24 protein-coding genes are annotated in these 24,442 nt (G+C 42.6%); 10 read left to right on the top strand and 14 right to left on the bottom strand.

Going from position 1 to position 24,442, the window contains the following annotated elements; all coding sequences use genetic code 11:
* The first annotated feature begins 88 nt into the window (after positions 1–88).
* Positions 89–643, top strand: coding sequence for a hypothetical protein (locus MJ761_RS08235; protein ID WP_093092561.1), 555 nt, complete (start codon positions 89–91; stop codon positions 641–643).
* A gap of 173 nt (positions 644–816) precedes the next feature.
* On the opposite strand, the gene MJ761_RS10995 is transcribed toward MJ761_RS08235, so the two are convergent.
* From MJ761_RS10995 to MJ761_RS08210, 5 genes are all read right to left on the bottom strand, one after another.
* A complete protein-coding gene (locus MJ761_RS10995) occupies positions 817–1,254 on the bottom strand; it encodes a 5-methylcytosine restriction system specificity protein McrC (RefSeq protein ID WP_420853897.1) in 438 nt (145 codons plus the stop codon).
* Positions 1,255–1,458: 204 nt separating this feature from the next.
* Positions 1,459–1,923: a 5-methylcytosine restriction system specificity protein McrC gene (locus tag MJ761_RS08225; RefSeq protein ID WP_093092565.1), complete on the bottom strand. Its 465-nt coding sequence runs from the start codon at positions 1,921–1,923 to the stop codon at positions 1,459–1,461.
* A gap of 5 nt (positions 1,924–1,928) precedes the next feature.
* A complete protein-coding gene (locus tag MJ761_RS08220) occupies positions 1,929–3,119 on the bottom strand; it encodes an AAA family ATPase (RefSeq protein WP_176715081.1) in 1,191 nt (396 codons plus the stop codon).
* Positions 3,120–3,632, bottom strand: a complete 513-nt coding sequence (locus MJ761_RS08215) for a hypothetical protein (RefSeq protein WP_093092567.1) — start codon at positions 3,630–3,632, stop codon at positions 3,120–3,122.
* Positions 3,633–3,929: 297 nt separating this feature from the next.
* On the bottom strand, positions 3,930–6,026 hold the full coding sequence (locus tag MJ761_RS08210; protein WP_093092569.1) for a M3 family metallopeptidase: 2,097 nt from the start codon (positions 6,024–6,026) through the stop codon (positions 3,930–3,932).
* 129 nt (positions 6,027–6,155) lie between these two features.
* Here MJ761_RS08210 and MJ761_RS08205 point away from each other — a divergent pair, with 129 nt between their 5' ends.
* The 3 genes from MJ761_RS08205 to MJ761_RS10875 all read left to right on the top strand — a co-directional run bounded on the left by MJ761_RS08205 (position 6,156) and on the right by MJ761_RS10875 (position 7,156).
* A complete protein-coding gene (locus tag MJ761_RS08205) occupies positions 6,156–6,695 on the top strand; it encodes a gamma carbonic anhydrase family protein (RefSeq protein WP_037491596.1) in 540 nt (179 codons plus the stop codon).
* 15 nt (positions 6,696–6,710) lie between these two features.
* Positions 6,711–6,851 (top strand): hypothetical protein, encoded by a 141-nt coding sequence (locus MJ761_RS08200; RefSeq protein WP_176715082.1) that lies wholly within the window; start codon positions 6,711–6,713, stop codon positions 6,849–6,851.
* A 179-nt stretch (positions 6,852–7,030) separates the two neighbouring features.
* Positions 7,031–7,156, top strand: a complete 126-nt coding sequence (locus MJ761_RS10875) for a hypothetical protein (protein WP_255356354.1) — start codon at positions 7,031–7,033, stop codon at positions 7,154–7,156.
* 568 nt (positions 7,157–7,724) lie between these two features.
* Here the strand turns inward: MJ761_RS10875 and MJ761_RS08195 are convergent.
* Positions 7,725–8,336 carry a hypothetical protein gene (locus MJ761_RS08195; protein WP_093092571.1) on the bottom strand — a complete coding sequence of 204 codons (612 nt, stop codon included), beginning with the start codon at positions 8,334–8,336 and terminating at the stop codon, positions 7,725–7,727.
* A 528-nt stretch (positions 8,337–8,864) separates the two neighbouring features.
* Between MJ761_RS08195 and MJ761_RS08190 the strand changes: the two genes are divergently transcribed.
* Complete coding sequence (locus MJ761_RS08190; protein ID WP_176715083.1) at positions 8,865–9,026, top strand: hypothetical protein; 162 nt, start codon at positions 8,865–8,867, stop codon at positions 9,024–9,026.
* Here the strand turns inward: MJ761_RS08190 and tldD are convergent.
* Both tldD and galE read right to left on the bottom strand, forming a co-directional pair.
* Positions 9,023–10,474, bottom strand: a complete 1,452-nt coding sequence (gene tldD, locus MJ761_RS08185) for a metalloprotease TldD (RefSeq protein WP_093092701.1) — start codon at positions 10,472–10,474, stop codon at positions 9,023–9,025. The two genes, MJ761_RS08190 and tldD, sit on opposite strands and share 4 nt — an antisense overlap.
* A gap of 391 nt (positions 10,475–10,865) precedes the next feature.
* Positions 10,866–11,894, bottom strand: a complete 1,029-nt coding sequence (gene galE / locus MJ761_RS08180) for a UDP-glucose 4-epimerase GalE (RefSeq protein WP_093092575.1) — start codon at positions 11,892–11,894, stop codon at positions 10,866–10,868.
* A 694-nt stretch (positions 11,895–12,588) separates the two neighbouring features.
* On the opposite strand from galE, the gene MJ761_RS08175 reads away from it, so the two are divergent.
* Entirely contained in the window at positions 12,589–14,298 is a 1,710-nt protein-coding gene (locus MJ761_RS08175; protein ID WP_093092577.1) for a leucine-rich repeat domain-containing protein, read from the top strand.
* A gap of 514 nt (positions 14,299–14,812) precedes the next feature.
* Here MJ761_RS08175 and MJ761_RS08170 read toward each other — a convergent pair.
* From MJ761_RS08170 to MJ761_RS08160, 3 genes are all read right to left on the bottom strand, one after another.
* Positions 14,813–15,844 (bottom strand): AI-2E family transporter, encoded by a 1,032-nt coding sequence (locus tag MJ761_RS08170; protein ID WP_093092579.1) that lies wholly within the window; start codon positions 15,842–15,844, stop codon positions 14,813–14,815.
* Positions 15,845–16,024: 180 nt separating this feature from the next.
* Complete coding sequence (locus MJ761_RS08165) at positions 16,025–16,615, bottom strand: DJ-1/PfpI family protein (protein WP_093092581.1); 591 nt, start codon at positions 16,613–16,615, stop codon at positions 16,025–16,027.
* Between the two features lie 552 nt (positions 16,616–17,167).
* Positions 17,168–17,908: a carbonic anhydrase gene (locus tag MJ761_RS08160; RefSeq protein ID WP_093092583.1), complete on the bottom strand. Its 741-nt coding sequence runs from the start codon at positions 17,906–17,908 to the stop codon at positions 17,168–17,170.
* 139 nt (positions 17,909–18,047) lie between these two features.
* On the opposite strand from MJ761_RS08160, the gene MJ761_RS08155 reads away from it, so the two are divergent.
* A complete protein-coding gene (locus MJ761_RS08155) occupies positions 18,048–19,193 on the top strand; it encodes a methionine aminotransferase (protein ID WP_100149378.1) in 1,146 nt (381 codons plus the stop codon).
* Positions 19,194–19,239: 46 nt separating this feature from the next.
* Positions 19,240–19,752, top strand: coding sequence for a ClbS/DfsB family four-helix bundle protein (locus tag MJ761_RS08150; protein WP_093092587.1), 513 nt, complete (start codon positions 19,240–19,242; stop codon positions 19,750–19,752).
* A 412-nt stretch (positions 19,753–20,164) separates the two neighbouring features.
* On the opposite strand, the gene MJ761_RS08145 is transcribed toward MJ761_RS08150, so the two are convergent.
* On the bottom strand, positions 20,165–21,067 hold the full coding sequence (locus MJ761_RS08145) for a tyrosine-type recombinase/integrase (protein WP_093092589.1): 903 nt from the start codon (positions 21,065–21,067) through the stop codon (positions 20,165–20,167).
* The gene (locus tag MJ761_RS08140; RefSeq protein WP_093092591.1) at positions 21,068–21,499 is read right to left on the bottom strand and encodes an acyl-CoA thioesterase; all 432 of its coding nucleotides are present in this window, start codon (positions 21,497–21,499) and stop codon (positions 21,068–21,070) included.
* Between the two features lie 174 nt (positions 21,500–21,673).
* Between MJ761_RS08140 and MJ761_RS08135 the strand changes: the two genes are divergently transcribed.
* Positions 21,674–22,126, top strand: coding sequence for a universal stress protein (locus tag MJ761_RS08135; RefSeq protein ID WP_037406790.1), 453 nt, complete (start codon positions 21,674–21,676; stop codon positions 22,124–22,126).
* A 107-nt stretch (positions 22,127–22,233) separates the two neighbouring features.
* On the opposite strand, the gene MJ761_RS08130 is transcribed toward MJ761_RS08135, so the two are convergent.
* Positions 22,234–22,863 carry a TetR family transcriptional regulator gene (locus MJ761_RS08130; RefSeq protein ID WP_093092593.1) on the bottom strand — a complete coding sequence of 210 codons (630 nt, stop codon included), beginning with the start codon at positions 22,861–22,863 and terminating at the stop codon, positions 22,234–22,236.
* 311 nt (positions 22,864–23,174) lie between these two features.
* Between MJ761_RS08130 and MJ761_RS08125 the strand changes: the two genes are divergently transcribed.
* Positions 23,175–24,440 carry an efflux RND transporter periplasmic adaptor subunit gene (locus MJ761_RS08125; protein WP_093092595.1) on the top strand — a complete coding sequence of 422 codons (1,266 nt, stop codon included), beginning with the start codon at positions 23,175–23,177 and terminating at the stop codon, positions 24,438–24,440.
* The last annotated feature ends 2 nt before the right edge of the window (positions 24,441–24,442 follow it).

Genomic DNA, 24,442 nt, shown 5'->3' with positions numbered 1-24,442 from the left:
CTATTGAAATTAAAAAATTTTACTTTAACTGTTTAATTTATATTAAAATAAATAATAAAAGAGGTTAATTCAAACAATAGAGATATTTATGACTCAGAATAATGACAATGTGCCACTGAGTAAATTGTTTTTACAGTACCAGCTATTTGGCTACAACATAATGGCGTATCTGAGTAAATCTCTTGCCAATGCTACATTAGGAGAGATTGATCATCATGCTGTAAACAATATAGATGGTTGTTACCAGAAAATAATCTTTCCTGACCAGACTTCGATTCGTTATACCACATGGAGAAATGGACGGCCGTTTTATATTATTTTATTTAACCCACAGAAGGAATACCTATTTGAACTGGATTTATCCAGACTGGTTTGTATTGAAAACCGCTTTACCTGGTATCTGGGTATACCGACTAATCCCGATTCAAAAAAAATTTTGACAGATACACTGGAGCAGGTGCAACTGCCATTTGAGTATATGGCATGGGTAGAGGCTCAGAAGATAATGTTAAAACAGGGAAAAGTGGTTTTTAAAGAAGGATTTCTATTTCTTGAAGATAATAGTTGGGATGAACTGCTGGAAAAGCTCGCTGTACTTGTTCAGGCTGTAATGAGAAAACATAATATTGCCAACTACGGGTAAATTATAAAATTAATAGTTTGCTACAGATGATAGTTTGATTAGTCAAACACTGTTTTGCGTAAACTGGATAAGATAATAGAAAAACTATTAGTAATAATATTTTCGTCATAATTTTAATTTATTATCAGAATAGCCGAGATGGAATAATGAATTCAGACATACAGAAATCTTATTCAGCTACATCGACAATGGCATAATAAATTCAGCAGATTTTTTCTGATCAGGCTGGATCCCTGACTTAAATCAATGGTACAAAATCTGAATTGATGGTTTTGAATAGTGACATATTCATTAATTGTGTCATTTATCACCGGATATAACAGCATTCCAGTTGCATTACACGATGGCGGATCGGCTGCATTTTCCTGACTTCTCAGATAAGCATATAGCTGATAGATATGGCTGCTTTTAAAAACCTTGTTTTTGTAGCGGGACTGATGATGAATGGATGTGCATTTGGTATCAATAATCAGACGATGATTGCAGTTGCTATGCTCAATAATCAGATCTGTTTGCATATTAGGCAGAAAATTTTTTATGCCAGAGCTAGCCTGTTGCTGCTGCCAGTATAACCGTTTGCCTGTGCTTATTTTCCAATCGTTGCTATTCAGGTTTGCCCGGCAAAATCCAGCTACTGCTTTTTCAAATAAATGCCGTAACCAGTGATCGTTTTTTTCTACCTGTTCGACCTGATGTATACCTGCCAGCTCAGTAGGAATGGCCAGATTAAAAATAAGCCGGCACAGGGTGAGCAGGGTTTTATCCTGTTTGCCTGACTGATCGAAATAGTCGGTTAAATAGTTATAGTGAGTTGACTAGCCTATTTTCAGCACCGTAAAACAGCTGATGATTTTCTGGCATTGTCGAATTAATATCTTATCCTGTAACTGTGGCAGCAAGGCATGTGCAGCCGCATGGATATAACGGTTTTTAGGTGTATCAATGGTTAAATTATCAAAATAGCATTTAATTCGGCCTTTTTCCAGTAGTTGTTGTCGTGTTGTGACAAGCATATCTATTTTTCCCCTGACACGATTCAGTACCTGAGTATGTTGCTGATAGTCACAGGATAATGAGCGCATCAGCCTTTTACCTACGGCCTGACAATACAGTTTGGCCACCAGCTTGATCAGATCCTCCGGGTTATTTTCCAGTTGTACCCGTTGCTGTTTGCCAAGTGTCTGGTACAGGTCAGAAGCATAGAGTAAAAGCAGCCAAATGTTTCTAATAGGTACAGTGGCTACGGTAGTTTTTACTGTTGATTGATTAGACAGATTCATAACAGCTAGCTGGCATCAGACAGTAATAATTCTATGGCATCTTTAATTTTATCCGGTTCATCAAACCAGTATTCCGCCAATAAGGGCTGGATTTCAGTTTGAATGATATGCCTAAACCAGTTGTCAGTGTCTGCTATCGGCTTATTGCTGGTCAGGTAGCTGTGCCCGATCGTAAATGCAGCTCCCAGCATGGGATCGTCACTGATTAGCTGGTTCAGTTGGTGCATTCGTTGCTGCCAATCCTGTAGTTTTTCTGGTGAAATATTAGTTTTTTCAGCCATGTATTCTCGCCACATATCACCAAAATTTGGGTGCAGATTGAAGAATGCAAAGCGGCGCCGCAAGGCAAAATCAACCATCGCCAGTGAACGATCGGCAATATTCATGGTACCGATTACATACAAATTATCTGGAATAAAAAAGCCCTTTTCATGTTCACGTTTATAGGTTAATTCCAGTGCCTCATGGGCAGTACGCTTATTAGCTTCCAGCAGGGTTAGCATTTCTCCAAAAATCTGTGCCGGATTACCACGATTGACTTCCTCAATTACTACTACATAGTTTGTATTGGCATCGTTTCTCGCCCGATTAGCTATTTCGATAAAAGGGCCATCAATCAATTCAAGCTTGCCATTACTGGATGGGCGATAGCCACGGATAAAATCCTCGTATGACATATTCGGATGAAACTGGATCGCTCTAATATTATCAAAATCGCGATAGCCAACTATTACATGAGCCAAGCGTTTGGCCAGCCAGGTTTTTCCTGTACCGGGTGGCCCCTGTAAAATCAGGTTTTTCTTTTCAGTTAATCTTGCCTGAATGATTGCTAACTGATCCGGATCGATAAAGCAGCCTTCTGCTATTAAGTCGTTCAGAGTATAAGGTTCTCTGACTATAGGCTGGTCAATACTCTTCAGAATATCAGTATCTTTTTCATCTGTAGTATCAGAATTATAATCTGATAGTTTGTATTGCCCATTTCCCTTAAAAAACAAAATTTTTTTATCGCGTAATTCCTGCAAGGTTCGGCTCACGGATTGGCCTATTGTTTTATTATTTGGGTATAGTATTTGCAGCTGCTGCTGATACTGATTCAGAAATTGTTGCCGGGTAAAAATACCGCTATCATTTTGCTGACAAAGCTCCTGAATGAAACCCAGTACTGTTTGTTGCCAGCCATTATTTTCCTGCACCTAATTTATAATGTCATTTAATTGTTGTTTGGCAAGATTGATATCACCAAAACGTTCCTGCCAATAGGGTGCGTTGCAAAATCTGTTGATATCCTGTGGCTGATTATGAAAGGTGAAATTAACCAATTGCTCAGATTGCCAGCTGGAAATATTTACCTGCCAGATGGTTTTTAAGCTGGTATAAAAATACCATTTTTTTTCAGGGGTGCATTTTTGCCACTCGATTTTCAGGGATTTACCATCGCCCGGATTGTCGATAACAGTACCGATGGCTTTAATTTTCATTACCGAAACAGGGTAGCCTTGTGTATCGAAAGGCAAATCATCTGTTTGTACGTAAGTAGCCTTGATTGCAACCTGATCACCAGTGCTAATTAAACGAATCAGCTCTATATCCTTGCTATTATTGCCGTTGTATAGCCATTCGCCTTTGTTGATAAAATGTTCACTCTGGTCATCATTATCATTAAAACAAGCCCCTAAAAACCAATAGTTTTTATTTGTATTAACCATTTTCTTCATCTATGCAAATTGTCATAAGCAGTAGCCAAATCATATCATGTTAATTATTTTTTATTAATATAGCTAATTTTTAAACATAATTACGTTAAGTAGTAATAAGCCGGTTTTTTTAAGTACAGAATGTTTTTAATAATAAACTTTAGTTTATCAGCATAGATTTAATGGTAATTATTTTGAATACAAGCAGAATTTCTGTCTGGTTCAGAATAGCTAATACAATATCAGCCCCAAACTTTGGTCAAATAAAAACGCGGTGTTGTACACCGCGTTGTCTGTATTGAGCTAAATTCAAGCTGCTTCATTAAAACCACAATGACGCAACAGTGCATCAATTTGTGGCTCGCGGCCGCGGAATGCTTTGAATGACGCCATGGCCGGGCGGGAGCCGCCTACCGCGAGGACTTCACGCCAGAAACGCTTACCTGTGGCGGCTGCATCAGCTTCTTCCTCAAACGCAGCATAGATATCAGCAGAAAGCACTTCAGCCCAGCTATAGCTGTAGTAACCGGCAGAATAACCACCGGCAAAGATATGGCTGAAGGAATGGGCAAAGCGGTTAAAGTCTGGCTGTGGCATCACTGCTACTCTGCGGCGTACTTCCTGCAAGGTTTGTTGCCAGTCGCAGCCCGGATGGCTGTAGATTTCCATATCAAACTGGGCAAATTCCATCTGGCGCAGCATAAACAGGCCGGTCTGGAAGTTTTTAGCCGCCAGCATTTTGTCGTAAAGCTCTTTAGGTAAAGGCGCGCCGGTATCCTGATGGCTACTCATGCCAGCCAGCACATCGTATTCCCAGACAAAGTTTTCCATGAACTGGCTGGGCATTTCCACTGCATCCCATTCCACGCCATTAATGCCGGATACACCCAGCTCATCTACCTGAGTAAGCAGATGATGCAGGCCGTGGCCGGTTTCGTGGAACAGAGTCAGGATTTCATCGTGGCTTAAGCGTGCAGTATTACCGGCTACGGGCGGGGTAAAGTTGCATACCAGATAGGCAATTGGTGTCTGGAGCTGGCCGATATGATCTCCGCTGGTGAAACGGCGGCGGCCGCGGTAGTCATTCATCCATGCGCCGCCACGCTTACCGGTACGGGCATACAAATCCATGTATACGCCGCCAATAATGGCTCCGCCCTGTTCCAGCTCATAGTAGCGTACATCCGGGTGCCATACCGGTACCTGTTTCTCGATAAAATGTACGCCGTACAGTTTGTCAATCTGGGCAAACAGACCGGCCAGTACGCGGTCGGCGGGGAAATATTTTTTTACTTCAGTCTGGCTGAATGCATATTTGGCCTGACGCAGTTTTTCGCTGGCATAGGTGACATCCCATGGCTGTAAATCATCCAGTCCGAGCTGTTCATGGGCAAAGGCTTTAACTTCGGCCAGATCTTTTTCGGCAAATGGTTTGGCGCGACTGGCCAAGTCTTGCAGGAATGCCAGTACCTGCTGTGGTGTATCGGCCATTTTGGTGGCCAGAGACAGTTCAGCATAATTCTGGAAACCGAGCAGTTGTGCTTCACGTGCGGCGATTTGCAGGATACGGTTGATATTGGCGGTATTATCCCATTTGGCTTCACCCAGCTCGCTGGCTCGGGTTGAGTAGGCATGATAGAGCTGTTGGCGCAGTTCGCGATTGTGTGCGTATTGCATTACCGCCAGATAATGCGGCATTTGCAGGCCGATTTTATAGCCGGTTTTGCCTTCGGCTTCGGCTGCGGCGGCAAACATGGCCAGTGCTTCTTCTGTCAGCCCGCTGATTTCGCTGTCGTGGGCAAAATCGGCAGCGCTGCTGTGGCCGGATGCATTCTCTTTACCTGCCAGTTCTTCGCCATTGGCAAAATACAGCGCAAACGCATCGGTAGCATCAAGTACATTCTGGCTGAATGCAGCAGACAGTTGTGCGCCTTCGGCCTGCAATGCTGCAAATTCGGCTTGTTCCTGAGCCGGTAGTTCGGCGCCACTCAGAACAAAATCGCGTAAATCATGATTCAGTTTGGTTTGCTGTGCTGCGCTCAATTGTGCATATTCTGCACTGGCCTTGATACTCTTGAAGCGCTCATATAAGGCGATATCCTGACTGATGGCCGTAAAAAATTCGCTCACTTTGGGCATCAGGGCATTGTAGGCTGCGCGTAATTCAGGTGTATCGGCCACGCTGTTCAAATGGGCAACTACCCCCCAGATACGGCCGACACGTTCGGTGATATTGGTTAATGCTTCTACTGTGTTATTCCAGTTTATGCCAGATTCTGCTTTTAGCGCGGTAATGGCGGTATTGGCCTGATTCATGGCTTCGGTCATGGCCGGTTCAATATCGGTGGCGCTGATGGCATCAAAGCGCGGTTCGCTATCCAGATTCAACAAAACATTTTCAGACATAGTATTCTCATGAGAAAAATACCTGTAAATTTGCGGCTTTTCAGGTAAATCGGGTGGATGGGACAGGAGCTGCTGTTTATCTTCTGCTCTAAATGATGTTGTATAATGCAATAGGATAAGGTCAAAACTATGAAAAACAATATTCGTTCTTATTTAGATACGCAACCACAAATTGCTGATGGTTGTTATATAGATGATATGGCTGTGGTTATCGGGGATGTGATTTTGCACGAACAGGTATCTGTATGGCCGTTTGCGGTGATTCGTGCGGATGTGAACCGGATGCAGATTGGTGCCAGAAGTAATATTCAGGATCACTGCATGCTGCATGTGAGCCATAAAACAGCGGCCAAGCCGGATGGTTCACCCTTGCTGATTGGTGAGGATGTGACTATTGGTCATCATGTTAATCTGCATGGCTGTACGATTGGCAATCGCGTTTTGGTGGGTATTAATTCAATCGTACTGGATGATGCTGTTATTGAAGATGAGGTGATGATTGGTGCTGGTAGCTTGGTTCCGCCACGTAAGCGGCTGGCCAGTGGCTATTTGTATATGGGTTCTCCCGTGCAGCAAATTCGCCCGTTAACGGAAAAAGAACGCGAATTTTTGCCGTATTCTGCGGCGCATTATGTCAAGCTGATGCAAAATTACCAAGTTAACCCGTAATGTAAGGATAATGGAATGAAGAAGTTTGTCTCTTTAGGCTTGTTGTGCAGTATGCTGGTGTTGGCTGGTTGTGCCAGTCATGGTACAGGCGGTGGCCAGACTGAGGTATATGGTCAGCTTAAAGGTGGGGTGGAGTCGTCTCATACTGGACATTAAGTTTCCGACTTAAGTCATTTGGCTGGTATAAGCTATTGTCGTATATGAATTACTTAGTGTCGTAAAATAGTTATATCTTGCAGTTGGAAAGTGCAAAATTTACATGGACTGGCTGTTATGGTGGTAGAGTGAAGTTGGCTTAGCGAAACAGTTTTAAACTAACCACGAAGGATATGATGATGAAAAAGTTATTGGGAATCGGTGCTTTACTGGCAGCTCTGTTACTGTCTGCCTGTGCTACGACACATTCTGCCTCTAAAGAAGCGCCTTATAGTGATGTAAATTCGGCAGTTGAATCTAACTGATTGCTGTTCTGATAAAAAGTGGTTGTCTTTGTCAACAGGATTTATCTGGCAAAAGCAATCACTTTTTTGTTTTATGTTATTGATTTTTGAATAATAAATAACAGTTATGCAGTCGGTATATAGTCTGGCAAACATTGTGATAATGGTTATAGATGGCCAGTTAAGAAGCATATAGAACAATATAACAACAGGTATTGGGTTTAGCTTTAATGTCACGCTAATTATATAAATATAATCAGAATTGTGTGGCTTGAACTAGTAGCAGAAATATATCGCTGTTGACTATTTTGCTTAAATGCAGGGAAGCTTGAAATTTCATTCAGAAGTATCGGAGCACGCCTTCTTTTCCCGCTGCTACACGCAAAATGCCTGACTGGCAGGTTTTTGTTAAAAGGGATATATGGCTGCGGGTATTTTATTTACCCAGATTCAAATTTTATATAAACGTTTAATTTTACCAGCCAGTGGCAATATAGCCAGTTGGCTGGCTTAAATCATTATTGCTATAGCCATCTTAAATCTGTGATTGTGAACGTAATCTTGAATAAGGCAGCACTAGTTTGTAATTTTAGTGGTCAGCTGAGTCTTCTACGTTAACCAATGGAGTAGTTGAACCATCTGCATTTACCTCCAGCAGAATAACCCCACATTGAGCCGATGTGGAAGACGCAATAGCCTCATAATCTCTACCCGGTCTGGCTACAAATGTAAGCTTGTTACTCTGGCATGATGGCTGATAAGTAATTATTTTTCCATCATGATGGGTATTGTTAACGTTGGTTAGGCCGATAATGGCATTGGATATGGTAATAGGTACGTTGGCCGGGATAGTGAATTCACGGTAGTACAGTTTGGACAGATTATGATTATGCTGTCTCATGGTATCCAGCGTATTCGTGGCTGGTATGCCAATAGTGCTATTACGGGCTACTCCCAACATGGAAGCAAACGCTCCGCCCAGATTGCCGCCGGTAGATTCTTTTACCTCATGCCCCTGAAAGCTGTATTTCATATTGGTAGGCTTGCCATTTTGCCCGAATATACGTATCCGTGCCTGTGGTGTTGCACCATCCGGCGCATCCTGTGCTATGGCAAGATTAAAGTTTAGGTTTAATAAGGTACTGATTATGATGAATTTAATCAGACTTGGCTTAGATTTGATTTTTTGGGTAATAAACATATGGCAACTCAGAGAATAACTTTGTTGGAAAAAACAGCTTAAAGTGATGCGATAAAAGTATTTAACAAATATTACTATATTCATGTCAATAAGCTTATATACAAGCTGTTCATATCAGTTGTGCCGTTGCCGGCATGGATGTAATCAGAATTGGTTATGATATGCCTGATTCATGATTGTTGCTAATTGTTTGTACACATTGCGACAGTATTAATCATTGAAAATTTATTGGTGGTTTAGCACGTGGCAACGGCGAGGCTAAGTATAGAAATCATTTCCGGACATGGTATGGTACTGTTGCGGGATTGTATCCGTACTAAATGGATATTTGTATGCTACAGCCAGCACGCTGCTGATATCGGGATTATAGGATGATTGATGTGAGAGAAAATAAATGTGTGTGCCTGTATCACAGTAATCAGACAAAATAAAACCGTCATCAGATGGTTTCATGCTGGTTATTGGTGACGCAGTGGCTGGTGGTATTCAATGGTATTGCCATCGATAAATATAATCAGCATCTGCCTGATGGAATGCGAATTTGACTTTAATAACCGCAGTCAAAACCTGTATACGATTCTACTCAGGCCATTTGAGCGCCAGCCGATTGTTACCTCTATAGCCAGATTAAAACAAAAACGGGCGCAGAAATATTCGCCCGTTTTTGTGTACTGGTTTGGTGCAGATTAGGTTTGGCTACCGCCAACGGTAAGACCAGCATCAATACGTAAAGTGGGTTGTCCCACGCCTACCGGAACGCTCTGGCCGTCTTTGCCACATACGCCTACACCGCTGTCCAGACTGGTGTTATTGCCAATCATACTGACGTGTTTCAATACCTCAGGGCCGCTGCCGATGATGGTGGCACCTTTTACCGGATATTGTAGCTTGCCGTTTTCAACCCACCATGCTTCTGAAGCGCTGAATACAAACTTGCCGCTAGTAATGTCTACTTGCCCGCCACCAAAATTTACTGCATATAAACCTTTATCAACAGACGCAATAATTTCTTCAGGATTAAGCTTGCCGTTTTCCATATAGGTATTAGTCATACGCGGCATCGGTGCTGAGGCATAGTTTTCACGGCGGCCATTACCGGTTACCGGTACTCCCATCAGGCGGGCATTGGTTTCGTCCTGCAAATAACCGCATAAAATACCGTCTTCAATCAGCACGGTGCGTCTGGTGGCATTGCCTTCATCATCTATATTCAGTGAGCCACGACGTTCAGCAATATTGCCCTGATCCACCACAGTAACACCTTTGGCGGCAACACGTTCACCCAGACGGCCAGCAAATGCACTGGTACCCTTACGGTTAAAATCGCCTTCCAAACCATGACCAACTGCTTCATGCAACAATACACCCGGCCAGCCGTTACCCAATACCACAGTCATCAAACCTGCTGGTGCAGGACGTGCCTCCAGATTAGTTAGTGCCTGTGCCACAGCCGTATCCACATACGATTTGAGCATGGCTTCATCAAAATAGCCCAAATCAAAGCGGCCGCCACCGCCACTGCTGCCTTGTTCTCGCCGCTCTCCCTGTTTGGCAATCACAGTAACGGATAAACGTACCAGCGGGCGGATATCTGTATGTACCCGTCCGTCCAGCCGAGCCAGATAAATCAGTTCGTGTTCACATACCAGCCCGGCCATTACCTGCACAATGCGTGGATCTGCTGCTTTTGCCAGTGTTTCTACTCGCTGCAATAAGGCCACTTTGGCTGCCGCATCCAGACTCAGCATCGGATTAGCCATCCCATACAGCGGTTTGGCCAGTGGCTGCGTAGTTAAACCAACGGAGCGTTGCTGGCCGGCCAGACCAATCGCACGTACCGCCTGCGCAGCATTGGTTAATGCCTGTACATTCAGATTATCGGCATAGGCAAACGCCGTTTTTTCCCCGCTTACCGCGCGCACCCCCACGCCTTGCTCAATCTGGAAACTGCCTGATTTCACCATGCCTTCTTCCAAATGCCAGCTTTCATAGGTACTGCGCTGGCAGTAGATATCGGCATAATCAATGTGGTGAGCTCCCATCAGTGACAATGCATGAGTAAAATCAGCCACAGCCAGCTCGTTATCGGCCAGTAGCTGTTGGTGAACAAATTGAGCAGTTTGGGTAGAGATAGACATGAGCAATAACAAGTTGGGTGGTGATAAAAAGCACAAACAGGGAAAAGGTTTAACCACAATGCAATTGTTGGCAATTATACCGAAAACAAGCTGTCTCTGTGTGATAGCCATCAGTCATATCAACAGCAGAAACTGTGTTGTTTTAGTGACAGGAAAAAATATTATGTAAAAATTAATATAATGATATTGATAATTATTATCATTATATTATAATGTATCTTACCAGTTAGTTAGCGATAGTTAACTGGTAATGACCTCAAAAATTTTTAACCTATTTTCAGGAGCGAGCTAACGATTAGCGTTAAATTTTGCATCAAAACTCAAAAACCGAAAACACCAAACCCACTGATAATTCAGTGGGTTTGGTGTTTAAAAAACACATTTTCAGCAATCAGACCAAATTATCACTGGCATAGCCTTGCGGATTGAGCTCCTGCCAGCGCCAGGCATCCGCCATCATACAGGCCAGATCACGCTGTGCCTGCCAGCCCAGTTCTTGTGCTGCGCGTTCAGGATTGGCATAGCAGCTGGCGATGTCTCCGGCACGGCGCGGAACAATCTGATAGGGAATTTTCTGGCCGCTGGCTGCTTCAAATGCGCGTACAATTTCCAGTACCGAATAGCCCTGACCAGTACCCAGATTGTAAATATGCACCCCCGGCCGGTTGCCCGTAGCACGCATTGCACTTAAATGCCCATCGGCCAAATCCATTACATGAATATAATCGCGTACGCCTGTACCATCGGCAGTAGGATAATCGTCACCAAATACCGATAATTGTGCCAGCTTGCCTACCGCTACCTGACAGATATACGGCAGCAGATTATTGGGGATACCATTCGGGTCTTCGCCAATCAGGCCGGATTCATGTGCACCTACCGGATTGAAATAACGCAGTAAGGTGATACTCCAGCGCGCATCTGCCGCCTGTGTATCCATTAATATCCGCTCCACCATATATTTGGAGGTGCCATATGGATTGGTTGTGCTACCGGTAGCAGCTGTTTCATCAATCGGAACTGTATCCGGCGTACCGTATACGGTGGCGGAAGAGCTGAACACCAGATTAAATATTCCTGCTTTCGCCATTTCTTCCACCAAAATCAAGCTACCACTGACATTATTATCATAATATTTCAGTGGTTCGCGCACACTTTCACCTACGGCTTTCAGACCGGCAAAATGCAGCACATGCTCAATGCTGTGACGGGCAAATATATCTTGCAGCAAGCTGCGATCGCGGATATCTCCCTGATAAAATGTCACTTCTTTACCCGTAATCTGGCTTAAACGCGGGAATACCGCAGGTGAAGCATTGCACAGATTATCAATAATAACCACCTCGTGGCCGTCATTGAGTAATTGTACAGAGGTATGGGAGCCGATAAAGCCGGCGCCGCCTGTTACCAGAATGGCCATAAACTATCCGTAATGATTTTTAAATAAAACAAAGCAATAACCAGCAATCAGGCAGTAGTGCGCCACCTGTCTAGTCTGACTACATTAATTAATAACTCATGTGTGAGCAACTTACTGTAATTATAGCCTGATTGTATTAAACCGAGAGTAGATTAATAAAGCATCACTAATTTTTAGCGGCAAAGGATGTTAGCCAGCATCAAAACGTAACAATATAATTTACCTGAATAAGTTCTGGCAGCAATGTATGGATGACTATTTAAGATGTTTTTTACCAACACTGCGCAAATAATGGCTATTTATCATTAGAATAATATTTACACATATTATTCTTTGGTGTACATTTACAGTACCTCACTACTGCTAGAGCTAGCAGTTAAACAACTTTCAGCAATGTATTATTTCTATATTGTAGCTGTATTAATTTTCTTTCTTTCAACAACCACAAAAGCAGCGCGATTCCGGCTAATCTGCACATGTTTATTTCTTTCTCAAATAAATAATAATTATTTTTTTGAAGAAAAATACACAAAATCATGTGATATCTGATTACAAATTATATTTATTTAATATGCTTATTAAATTATTTTTGCATTAATGTCATTGAGTCAATGAATATTACATGTGCATAAATAATCTGAATAAGCTCTATATCATATTTTATTAATGTTTATAACTACACAGATTTAGACAAATGGAAAAATTTATAAAAATATTGGATGAAAAAGGCATTAAATATACGGTTGTAAATGACGCTATCAGCGTACATCAAAATCTAAATTTTTTTCAAACTAATCTTAAATATTTACCTGCTAATTTAACAGTGTATGGTGGTCTAACCTTATCTTCTACTAAAATAAAAAAGCTGCCTGATAATTTGACTGTTCAAGGGAAGTTATGCTTAGGACGTACACAAATTAAAGAACTACCGGCAGATTTAAAGGTTGGCGGTTATCTGTATTTGAGTTATACCGATATCACAATATTGCCAGAAGATTTAACAGTGAATGGTGATTTGAGTATACATTGCACTAAAATTGAGAAATTGCCAGAAAATTTAACTGTAGTCGGTAATCTTGATGCTTCAGAAACCGCCATTACCAAATTACCAGACAAGTTCAATATAAAAGGCAGTATATGTCTGAAAGATAGCAAAATCAATATTTTACCTGATAATTTACAGGTAAATGGTGATCTGGATTTAAGCAATACACAAATTAATAAACTTCCGGCAAATCTCAATGTGGCCGGCAGCCTGAATCTGCATAATACTAGAATAAACAAACTTCCTGATGATTTGGTTGTAGGGAGAAGTCTGTATTTAAGTGGCACTGATATTGAAAAATTGCCGCCTAATTTAACTATTAATAGAAATTTGACTCTGGATGGCACAAAAATAAAAAAGTTACCGGAAAATCTTACAGTAAACGGCTGGCTGTCCTTGGCAGACACAAAAATCTATCAACTATTGAAAAATTATAATGGCACATTTAATAATCTGAATTTAACCTTTTACAGCCTAAAGAAGCTGCCAGATAATATAAGAATAAGAAATGATTTAAATCTGGAATTTTCCGATATCAAAAAATTGCCAGACAATCTAAGCATAAATGGTGATTTAATTCTGGCGGAGTCGCAGATTGAGAAATTGCCAAAAAATTTAAATGTAGGCGGGGCACTATATCTTGAATGGACTGGAATTAAAAAGCTGCCAAAAAACCTTAGCGTTGGCGGTACTCTAGATTTGCGAGGAACCAAAGTTAAAAAATTACCCAAAAATTTCAATGTTAAAAATGGACTGAATATCAGTTTTACCGCAATTGACAGGCTACCGGAAAATCTACAAGAAATAAATGAACTGGTTTTAACTGGTACCAAAATCAGAAATTTACCTGATAATCTGCGCATAGAAACTGATTTAAGAATAAGTGAAAGCAAAATAAAAAAACTGCCAGACAATCTATATGTAGGTGATACACTGGATATAAGCAAAACCAAAATTAAATCTTTGCCAGCAGGTTTGAAAGTAGGAAAATGCATACTACTGCATGACACTAAAATCACTAAATTGCCGAATAATTTGAAACTTAGTCATGGCATAAATCTAAAAAATACTGCCATCAGATCTTTGCCTGAAAATTTGGATGTCAGATGGCTACGTCTGAGCCTTAACAAGATAAAAAACATTGCCTATCGAAAAAACTGTACTTCTAAAAAGAAAACAATTTTTGCTGCCTATCTGCATGAAGAGTTTAAAATTTTTATGAATGAATTCCTCATTGGCAATCTGGAACAATTCGAACAGTATGCTGACAAAGAATTTTACAAGCCAGAAGCCAGTGAACTTAAACAGGCAGCAAGAGATTGTGTTGCGCAGTTGCAGCAAAAACTATCTGTTAAATAATATCTGCTGGTCTATGTGATTGTTTGATTCAGGTAATCATCAACTGATGGTTACCTGAATTTAGTAAAAATCTCTGGATATCCATTTAAGCATGGTTGAAGTATTTTAAAGGGAATGGAATTGGATTCGGAACACAATAAATCCAAATAAGCAGAAAAATTTTGCTGATAGACAAAAAAAGAAAAAATATGAGTATCAGAAATTCACCCCTTATACTGATGTAGATTCAGATGCTTATCAAGCAGCATTCGATTATGTATTTGAATACGAATATGTCATAAATGTAGCAATATCAGGCATATATGGTTCGATTAAAAGCAGCTTGATTGAGTTGTATAGGAAGCAGATTAAACGTATTCAAATAGGCAAACAAACGCGAAGATGCAGGCTAGAGTTAAGACAAAAAGTTTTTATAGGGTCTTTTTAGACCCTGTTATCTAATGCTGAATGCTATGAGTACTGCGGTGATTAAAAATCATTGATGCTGATTTTTATTGTCAGGTGTATAGCGGGATTAGATAAGTTTGAGCTGTTTTAGCGATAGTTTCAGAAAAGCATAGAAAATAGGCGCAAATACCAGCCCGATTACGCCAAACAGGGTTTCGGACAGTACCATGGCAATAAGTAGCTCACAGATGCCGGCATGGATTCTGGTGCCTACTATTTTGGCATTCAGTATGTATTCGACTTTGTGAATAATGATTAGGTATGCCAGTACGATTACGGCAATCCAGAATGAGATGGTAAAGGCCACCAGACACATGATGGTATTAACTATCAGGTTACCGATGATGGGTATCAGGCCAAGTATAAAGGTGGCGAGTATCAGGCTTTTGCTAAATGGCAGATGGATGCCGAATAGGGGTAAGACAACAAGCAGGAAGATAGCAGTCATAATGGTGTTAAACAGGGCGATTATGACTTGCGAGAAAGCGACGTACTGGAATACGAGTATTAGGCGGTCAAGACCGTCTTTTAGTGCCTGCATGTAGATGGTGGAAGTGGAGGAAGTCTCGGTGATGTTGCGTTTATTTTGTTGATAGCCCGCTATTAAGCCGATAATCATGCCGATGATGATGATAAGTAGTGAGTGGAATAGTTGTTTGATTACTGACTGAAGATATAGGACATGTTCTTTGATGAAGTTTAGCGCGTTGGCACGTAACTCAATCAGGTTATCAGGCAGATAATTACTCAGTTCTTTAGGCAGGGAGTTGGCTATGCTGTTAAATAGGTTTTGAATGTGGGTGAGGGTTTGTTGCGGGTCTTTGGCTACGCTGATGACCCAGCTGATGAGATAGCCAAAGCTGCCAATCAGTAAAACCATGATGAGCAGTGAGAGCAGTAATACGGAAAACAGTTTTGCTTTGTTACCCCAGCGGTGCATTTTTCTGGCCAGAAAATCTTCGAGCTTCTGGGTAAGGGTATAGGTGAGTAAGCCAGAAATAACCCCGGACATGAGGTGTGTCTGCATAAATATGATGAAAAATATTGAATACAGTACGACGAAAAACAGGCCAATTTTTTGTTGTTCGTTTAACAGCATGGTTTATTCCTAGTTAGCTCTGACTGGGCTGCTTGGGGGTATTTATGGTATCGCAGGCTGGTGTTATTCTGTGTAAATGAAAAAGGTTCGGGTTACGGATAAATCAGGTGGGTGATTTTCTGTTCTAATATGATAATGCTTTATGTGTTATTTAGCTATTGCTGTTAGGGTGGCTGTGCTTTATTTTGGACAAAATTCATCCTGCTGGCTGTTCTGCTGCCAGTGATATTCGATTCTGGTTGCAATTTGCTGGGCGGTATTTTTGTCGACTCTGTCTTGTACGAATGCTAAGGCCATGTCCATGCCGGCACTGATGCCGGAAGAGGTATAGTATTTACCGTCTGTTATCCATCTGGCTTTTTCTACCCAATGGGTTTGTGATGATGAGGTTTTTACCCAATCGAAGGCACGTTTGTTGGAAGTTGCCCGTCGTCCATTGAGTAATCCTGTTTTGGCCAGCAGGGCGCTGTCGGTGCATACGGTTAGTACATACTGGCTTTTTTGCGCCAGTAACTTTAGCTGGTTTATAAAATCGGTGTGTTGAATCAGGATGCGGGCGCCCTGTCCGCCGGGGATAAAAAGTGTATCAATATTTGCCGGGATGGCAGTAAAGCTTTCGGTAGCAATGCACACGCCATCCTGATTGCTGACTGGACCGCCGTTCTGGGTGTAAAACTGTATATTCCAATCTGGTACTTTGCCAAATATTTCTACAGGACCAAATACATCCAGTGTTTCAAAATTTGGATAGAGTAGTGTGGTAATTTGCATGTGTTTTTCTGGGGACACTGAAAGCCTGTTGTCCGAGTTAAGTAGTTTGATTGGTAAATAGAATAACATTTTCTCTGGTTGATGGCTGGTTAATTTATCAGGTGATTAAGGGGATTGTTGTAATTAGGTCTGCCCGAATGATTTTTATCTGAGCTGGTGGATAGGGAATATGTTGCAATCAGGATGATAATTTGAGGCTGAAATATATATTGCGGCCAGATCCGAATACGGTTTTACCCAAGTAGGGATAATATTTTTTATTGGTTGTCGATGGTGAGGCTGGGTGTGAAACCTTGTTGTTGCCACAGTTGCTGTGAGGGCTTTTGATATGATGGGTATTATGGTTGATCCACGCGCCAATATGTCAAACAGACAGTTATTATTTTGGGCGACTGGTTGATTGAGGTGGTGATTTTGAAGTTGTTGTTGGTATGGAAATATTTAATTAGTAAACCAATATTTTGGTCGATATGCAGGAAGTGGCTAGTATCAGATAGATAAAACAGTCAGGCGTTATGTGGTTAGGCCTGACTGTTAGTAAGTTATGTGGATTTAGTTGTTTTCGATAATGCGGTTGTTCAGTGGCTGGATAGGGCGGTTATTATTTTTGGCCAAATATTGGGAGATGTCTTCGATTTCTGCTTTCGACAGGGTAATGGGTTGCCGGAATAATATCCATGTTACTGATTCGCTGCATGGCGGGGTGGTGAGTGAGCCGGTATAGCGGTAGTAACTACGGTTGTGCGGGTAAAGTTGTTCCGGATTGAATAAGATGTTGGTGTTTTGGTTACTATTTTTGGCCAGTTCTTTGAGTATGGCCATTTTTTCAAAATAGGAGTTTTCTTTGCTTTCCTCTACAAATACGGTAACTACAAGATGACTGTGGTTGGCTGCCTGATGGACAAAGTGTAATTCTAGCGGATAGCGTACACCATTGATGGTGTGCTCAGCTGGTTCGTGGGCGTGAAACTGAACCAGTGTGTAGACTGTGTTGTTGTAGGTAAGGGTGCTGTTTGAGCCAAAGTAAAAATGAAGTGAATGGCCGTGGTTGGCTATTTTGTTAATGTTGGCATGACGATAGTTAAATTTCAGTTTGGGTAATTGCTGGTTGGTTTTGCTGGCAAAGATGTCAATCGGCGATTGGGTTTTACCAGTGGCGCAAGTATGCGCATCAGCTATTTTACCCCAGTTTTCCGGTGCGTTATCGCCTTGATAACCCCAGTGGGCATGTTCGGCCACGGCTGAGGTAGTCAGACCAAGGCTAAGACATAATACTAAAATGATTTTTTTCATGATGTGAGTGTTGTTAGTATATTAGTTATTTGGTTTATTCATATTAGGTAATTGATTGTACTATTTTTGTTGCGAAAGATAAATTTATTGTTAATTTAAGCATGTCGCCATATTATGTTTCTTTTTTCTGGTGTGAGTGATGTTGACTCTGGATTCTAAGTTACCTGCGGTGGGGACAACAATTTTTAGTGTGATGTCGGCACTGGCGGCAGAACATGGTGCACTGAATTTGTCACAAGGATTCCCAGATTATGCGGTTGATCCGAAGTTAATCGGGTTGGTTGAGCGTTATTTAGGTGCCGGTACTAATCAGTATGCGCCGATGACTGGTGTGGCCGTATTACGTGAGCGCATTCAGGAAAAGTTCCAGCGGGTGCATGGGCTGCTTGTTGATGCTGAGCAGGAAATTACGGTTACTGCGGGAGGAACTGAGGCGATTTTTACGACTATTGCTGCATTGATTCGCCCGGGTGATGAGGTAATCAGTTTTGAACCCGCTTATGATTGTTATGCGCCCGCGGTAACTTTGTTTGGTGGCACGATGAGACCGGTACGACTGGTTGCACCGGAATTTGCTGTAGACTGGGATTATGTTAAATCATTAATCACGCCGCGTACGCGGCTGATTATTGTGAACAATCCGAATAATCCGGCCTGTCGGGTATTCAGTATGGCTGACATTGCTGCTTTGGCTGAGGTGGTGCAGAACCATAATATTTTTGTGCTAAGTGATGAGGTGTATGAGCATTTGGTTTTTGATGATATTCAGCCACAAACCCTGTTAAGACATCCGCTGCTGCGCGAGCGGACTTTTGTTGTGGGTTCGTTTGGCAAGCTGTTACATGCAACTGGCTGGAAGGTAGGTTATTGTGTAGCTGCGCCGGCACTTATGGCAGAATTTCGCAAAGTACATCAGTTTAATGTGTTTAGTGTGCATACCCCCACGCAGTATGCTATTGCTGATTATCTGGCCGATGCGTCACACTATGAAAATTTAGGCCGGTTTTTCCAGCAGAAACGTGATTTTCTGCTGGCCGGTTTGCATGATTCGCGCTTTAGGGTGTATGTGCCTCAGGGAACGTATTTTATTGTGCTGGATTACAGTGCCATCAGTTCTGCGCCAGAAAATGAGTTTGTGCGTGAGCTAGTGATTCAGCACCGGCTGGCGACGATACCTTTGGCAGCATTTTATCATGATGGTTTTAGCCAGCAGTGTGTGCGGGTATGTTTTGCCAAGCAACAGGAAACGCTGCAACAGGCAGTAGAATTATTGTGCGCGGTATAGAACAGAATAGTTGGAAATATGCAGAATAGACCACTGGGAGGAGACTATGGCAATACCTGAATCCAAAAATGAATTAATAGAAGCGATAAATAAGAATTATGCATTATTAATCAAAAAATTGATGTCTGTTCCTGCGCAAAAGGCATTTGAACCTCTTATGCAAGGACATGTTAAAGGCAGTACGATGAGTGTGGCACAATTGGTTTCTTATTTAATTGGCTGGGGAGAATTAGTATTGTCTTGGCATGTTCAGGAAGAGAAAGGGCAGGAAATCATTTTTCCTGAAGTCGGTTTTAAGTGGAATGAATTAGGACAATTAGCGCAGAAATTTTATTATGACTACAAAAATATAAATGATTATAATGCGTTACTTCGTCTTTTGGACAAAAATAAAAATGACATAATCAAGCTTATTGAAGGCTTTAGTAATGAAGCTTTATATGAGGTTACTTGGTATGGTAAATACACGCGAGGACGAATGATTCAACTGAATACATCTTCTCCGTATAAAAATGCGTCCGGTCGATTGACGGCATTACTTAAAAAGCTTGGTAGTTGAGTTGTTCAGTTTTTTTAAGCGGAATTTAACTAGGTCTGACTGGTTAATAAATAATGGCAAATAACTGAAACAATCGAGTTGAAAAGTATATTTTTTTCTTTTTACAAGTCTATACTTAAACCCTAATTTTTCATGCACTTTGTGGTCATGAAAACGGCCAGATCAGTGAGCACAGGGGAAGTAATATCTGATGCTGTAGAATAATTATAAAGGCATATTTGATGTGGATTTGTGTGTATCTACCATTGCCATTGATGCAACGTTGCCCAGATTAAAGAATGATTTTGGGCAGTTTTGCTGATAAGCAGTATCTCTTGCTCTGGGAATAACTGTCCCAGCATGTTCAGCAAAGTGATAATGGCGATTATGGATTGGGTTTAACTAAGTATAAGCAGGTTCAGATATTAAACGGTTATTTGTTACGACGTTTGGCGCGTGGATGGGTGCTGTCATAAATTTGTGCCAGATGGTTGAAGTCCAGTTTGGTGTATTGCTGGGTGGTGCTGATGGATTTATGGCCAAGCAGCTCTTGTACGGCACGGATATCGTGAGCACTTTGTAACACATGGCTGGCAAAACTGTGCCGCAACATATGCGGAGATAGGTGGCGGTCGCTGCTATGGGTAATCGACCAGACATTCAGGCGATTCTGAATTTGGCGTGCACTCAGGCGTGTGCCACGCTGGCTGGTAAATACCGCGTTTTCGCCGGCAACTGCGTAGCGGTGGGGCAGGTAGCGCTGTAAGGCTGCGATACTTTTTTGGCCTAAGGGAACCTGACGCTGTTTGTTGCCTTTACCTTGCACATGTACCCAGTGTTCATCCAGCATCAGGTGGTGTAAATCCAGTTGTACCAGTTCGCCCAAGCGTAAACCACTGCCATACAGCAGTTCGAAGATAGCCTGATCACGCAGCGATAAGGGATCGCTGGCCGTGGGCTGGTCAAAAGCATGATTGAGTTTTTCAGCCGGTACTGCTTTGGGTAAGCGCGCGCCTGCTTTGGGTGTTTTAATGTTGCTGGTAGGATTGGTGGTAATTTGCCCCTGCTGTTGTAGAAAATTAAAGTAAGTGCGCCAAGTGCTCAGTTTGCGTGCCAGTGAGGCAGGCTTATCACCCATGCCACTGAGCTTTTTCAGTGCGCCAACCAGATGCAGGCGAGTAATGCCGGTGGAGGTAAGGTTAGTGGGCAAAATCTGACTTAGCTGAATCAGATCACGGTTATAGGCTGAGCTGGTTAACGGTGATAAGCCGCGTTGCTGTAGGTGCTGGAAAAATTCATTCCACAGTATCCAGTTCGGAGAAGGTGCTGGCTGCATTTAATGACTCTGGGCAAGGGCGTTGCGAAAAATTTCCGGTGTACGGCTGATACGCTGGCGCTGGTAGTTAAAAAAGGCCATATTGGTTTTTACCATGGCAATGGCTGTGCCATCATTGGTTCGGCGAATGCGGTAAACCAGACCGAAACCAGTATTGTTCAGGCCGGTTATCCCCAAATCAAAGTCGAGTTTATCACCATAAAAACCCTGTCCCTGAAATTGCAGTGCCGCATCCAGCATAATCAGGCCGGTGCCACCGGCATCCATCTCACTGAAGCCTAAAGACGCCAGTAAACGCAGGCGTGCCTCATGGCACAGGCGCAGTATGGCATCATTGGCCAGATGGTTACCATAATTAATATCGCCGATATGTACACTGATGCAGGTATGAAATAACCAGTGTTCAGGTGGTTCGATATGAATGCGGCTCATGGATTATCCTTACTTAATTTAGGCTGGATAGTAACAGGTTTTACAATGCTCTGGGCTGGCTGGTGTTTGCAACAGACAAATTTGTGCTAAGCTTTGTCAGTATTTTTCTGGTTATATAGCTGTTTTTCAGTTTCTTACAAACAGGATTATGTTTGTTGAGCAGGGAGAATCACGATGTATCACAAAATTATGGTACCGGTAGATGAAAGCGCAGCCGCCATGCGTGCATTGCAGGAAGCAATTATGCTGGCCAGATTATGTAATGCTGTCTTGCGTGTGGTTAATGTTGTGGATCTGGCTCAATTTAGCTGGGGTGGTGTTGGTGCGTTGCCTTCTGAAGAAGTACGCAAGGCAGTAAATGCAGCTGGTAAGAAAGGTTTGGAACAAGCTGAGAAATTGCTTAAAGAATCTGGCTTACATCATGAAATTGAGGTGGTGGAAAGTGCCGGTGACAAGATAGCCGATATGCTGATTCAGGAAGCTACTGAACACAATGTAGACTTACTGGTGATGGGTACCCATGGCTTTAGTGGTTTTATGCATATTTTAATGGGTTCAGTTGCGGAAGGTGTTTTACGCCAGTCTGATATTCCCGTGATGTTATTACGTGTACGGGATGATGATTAATTAGCTGTCCGCAGTTATCAGTCAGACCAGACAGTGTAGTAGGTAAATGCCAGAACTAGATGCTGTCTGGCATTGCTGCATGTGTACCTTATTATATGGCTAGTAAGTCATTGGCGCAGATTCGGATTATGTTGCAGTGACTCAAGCGCAATATTAATAAAATTGGGTGCGATGCTGGTTATATCTATGGTATGCGGAGTTGTTAGCCATAAGTTCGTCAGCCCCATGAACAGTGCCTGAAAGTACAGGGCAGCCTGCTGGATATTGATATTTGCGGGCAGAACATGTTGCTGACAGCACACCTGAAACACAGCACACAAGTTCTGCCACCATAAATTTTGGTATTTTTGCAACAATGCGACTATGGCACTGTTGTCGGCGGTATGTTCACAATTCAGATGCAGTATGTAACAGAATTTACGGTAATTATCATCAGCCGCCATGCGCTGAAACATCTGTTTTAGTGCCTGCATCAGGTTGTTTAATGCATCCGGGGAGCTGGTGTCGATGTCATGTTGCAGCTGCTCGCTCAATTTACTGAAAAATTGTTGGAATAATGCATCAAACAGGTCCTCTTTATTCTTGAAATGCCAGTATAAAGCACCGCGGGTGACACCGGCTGCGCTGGCAATCTCCTGTAGCGAAGCTCGGCTGACGCCACGCCGATAAAAAATGTCCAATGCCGCAGCCATAAGAGCCTCTTTGGTTTGCAGGGATTCCTCTTTGGTCTTGCGCATAATAAATTTCCGTTAATCTGTAAATTAAATTTAGGCAAATCTGTATTTAATCCAGATTAGCACAGGTTTTTTTGATTAAAATAACTAAAGTATTAAATTTATTACATCTGGTATACATACATTGTTGCATGTATAATGCGCAGCGTAAAGCCATTTTTATTTAATCGTCTGTTGTCGCATCGCAGATTGCCTGAAGTTTCTGTTCTGGCTGCCTGTGGTGTCGATACTGGCGTTATTTGTGTCATATTTTTAGCACAGCAGAGTAAAAATTCATTTAATCTTTAAGTATATATGCACATATTGAGGTGAGTATGGGAACGAATCGAAGAGCAGATAAATGGCGCATCAGTGCGATAGTACTTGCCAGTGCGCTGGTATTGGCTGCCTGTGGCAAAAAAGAAAATGCACCAGCGCCACAAGCACCAATGGTCAGTGTGCTGACTGTACGTCCGCAAACGGTAACTATAGATACCGAGCTGACTGGCCGTTTAAAACCGATTCGCGAGTCAGAAGTGCGTGCCCGTGTAGCCGGTGTTTTGCTGAAACGCTTATTTACAGAAGGCACCTATGTTCAACAAGGGCAGCCATTATTCCAAATTGACAATGCGCCTTATCTGGCCTCCCTGCAATCTGCGCGCGCCAGTTTGGCTACAGCACAGGCCAATGCAGCGAAAGCTGATGCTGATGTTGCCCGGTATCGCCCGCTGGTAGCCGCTAATGCCATCAGTAAACAGGAATTTGATCAGGCGATTGCCCAACAGCGTCTGGCACATGCACAAATTGACAGTGCACAGGCTGCAATTAAATCTGCACAGATTAATGTTGGCTACGCATATGTACGTGCGCCGATTTCAGGACGCATTGGTAAGGCACTGGTTACTGAAGGTGCACTGGTTGGCCAGAATGATGTTACTAAACTGGCTCTGATTCAGCAAACCCATACTTTATATGTTGACCTAACCCAGACGGCGACACAGGCGATGAAAATCCGTCAGGATATTGCCGCGGGCAGAATGAAAACCATCAATGGTGCTGTGGAAGTAGCCATCAAGCTGGATGACGGCAGTGAATATCCGCAAAAAGGTCGTCTGCTGTTTACCGATATGACTGTGGATGAGGGCACGGGCGAAGTTAAAGTACGTGCCGAAATTCCAAATGATAACGATATGTTATTGCCAGGCCAGTTTGTGCGGGTAGAAATTCCGCAGGCTGAAATCCAGAATGCCATTGTGGTGCCTCAGCAAGCGGTAACCCGTGGTGCCAGCGGTGATACTGTTACTGTGGTTAATGCCGATGGCAGTCTGGCTATTCGTCCGGTAACCGTTGTTCAGCAAAAAGGCACAGACTGGGTAATCAGCGGTGGTCTGCGCGCTGGTGATAAAGTAGCAATGGATGGACTGGCACTGGTGCAATTAACCGGTGCGAAGAAAGTTCAGACCCAGCCGTGGAAACCGGCATCAGCCAATGCTCCGGCATCAGCTCCTGTTCAGGCATCAGCTCCTGTTCAGGCATCAGCTCCTGTTCAGGCTGCCTCTGCACCTAAGGCCTCTGCGGCATCTGCCTCTCAGGCCAAGTAAGG

The organism is Snodgrassella communis (assembly GCF_914768045.1).
Lineage (GTDB): Bacteria > Pseudomonadota > Gammaproteobacteria > Burkholderiales > Neisseriaceae > Snodgrassella > Snodgrassella communis.
Note: the sequence above shows the minus strand (reverse complement) of the source record. Positions and strands in the feature narration are given on the sequence as shown.

Excerpts from the sequence above, each read along its gene's own strand:
- MJ761_RS08175 (WP_093092577.1), top strand. The coding sequence starts at position 12,589 with ATGGAAAAATTTATAAAAATATTGGATGAAAAAGGCATTAAATATACG.
- MJ761_RS08145 (WP_093092589.1), bottom strand. The coding sequence starts at position 21,067 with ATGCAGCCAGCACCTTCTCCGAACTGGATACTGTGGAATGAATTTTTC.
- MJ761_RS08165 (WP_093092581.1), bottom strand. The coding sequence starts at position 16,615 with ATGCAAATTACCACACTACTCTATCCAAATTTTGAAACACTGGATGTA.
- galE (WP_093092575.1), bottom strand. The coding sequence starts at position 11,894 with ATGGCCATTCTGGTAACAGGCGGCGCCGGCTTTATCGGCTCCCATACC.
- MJ761_RS08130 (WP_093092593.1), bottom strand. The coding sequence starts at position 22,863 with ATGCGCAAGACCAAAGAGGAATCCCTGCAAACCAAAGAGGCTCTTATG.
- MJ761_RS08125 (WP_093092595.1), top strand. The coding sequence starts at position 23,175 with ATGGGAACGAATCGAAGAGCAGATAAATGGCGCATCAGTGCGATAGTA.
- MJ761_RS08225 (WP_093092565.1), bottom strand. The coding sequence starts at position 1,923 with ATGAATCTGTCTAATCAATCAACAGTAAAAACTACCGTAGCCACTGTA.
- MJ761_RS08155 (WP_100149378.1), top strand. The coding sequence starts at position 18,048 with ATGTTGACTCTGGATTCTAAGTTACCTGCGGTGGGGACAACAATTTTT.
- MJ761_RS08170 (WP_093092579.1), bottom strand. The coding sequence starts at position 15,844 with ATGCTGTTAAACGAACAACAAAAAATTGGCCTGTTTTTCGTCGTACTG.
- MJ761_RS08200 (WP_176715082.1), top strand. The coding sequence starts at position 6,711 with ATGAAGAAGTTTGTCTCTTTAGGCTTGTTGTGCAGTATGCTGGTGTTG.
- MJ761_RS10875 (WP_255356354.1), top strand. The coding sequence starts at position 7,031 with ATGAAAAAGTTATTGGGAATCGGTGCTTTACTGGCAGCTCTGTTACTG.
- MJ761_RS08160 (WP_093092583.1), bottom strand. The coding sequence starts at position 17,908 with ATGAAAAAAATCATTTTAGTATTATGTCTTAGCCTTGGTCTGACTACC.
- MJ761_RS08215 (WP_093092567.1), bottom strand. The coding sequence starts at position 3,632 with ATGGTTAATACAAATAAAAACTATTGGTTTTTAGGGGCTTGTTTTAAT.
- MJ761_RS08190 (WP_176715083.1), top strand. The coding sequence starts at position 8,865 with ATGGAATGCGAATTTGACTTTAATAACCGCAGTCAAAACCTGTATACG.
- tldD (WP_093092701.1), bottom strand. The coding sequence starts at position 10,474 with ATGTCTATCTCTACCCAAACTGCTCAATTTGTTCACCAACAGCTACTG.
- MJ761_RS08140 (WP_093092591.1), bottom strand. The coding sequence starts at position 21,499 with ATGAGCCGCATTCATATCGAACCACCTGAACACTGGTTATTTCATACC.
- MJ761_RS08235 (WP_093092561.1), top strand. The coding sequence starts at position 89 with ATGACTCAGAATAATGACAATGTGCCACTGAGTAAATTGTTTTTACAG.
- MJ761_RS08150 (WP_093092587.1), top strand. The coding sequence starts at position 19,240 with ATGGCAATACCTGAATCCAAAAATGAATTAATAGAAGCGATAAATAAG.
- MJ761_RS08210 (WP_093092569.1), bottom strand. The coding sequence starts at position 6,026 with ATGTCTGAAAATGTTTTGTTGAATCTGGATAGCGAACCGCGCTTTGAT.
- MJ761_RS08135 (WP_037406790.1), top strand. The coding sequence starts at position 21,674 with ATGTATCACAAAATTATGGTACCGGTAGATGAAAGCGCAGCCGCCATG.
- MJ761_RS08205 (WP_037491596.1), top strand. The coding sequence starts at position 6,156 with ATGAAAAACAATATTCGTTCTTATTTAGATACGCAACCACAAATTGCT.
- MJ761_RS08195 (WP_093092571.1), bottom strand. The coding sequence starts at position 8,336 with ATGTTTATTACCCAAAAAATCAAATCTAAGCCAAGTCTGATTAAATTC.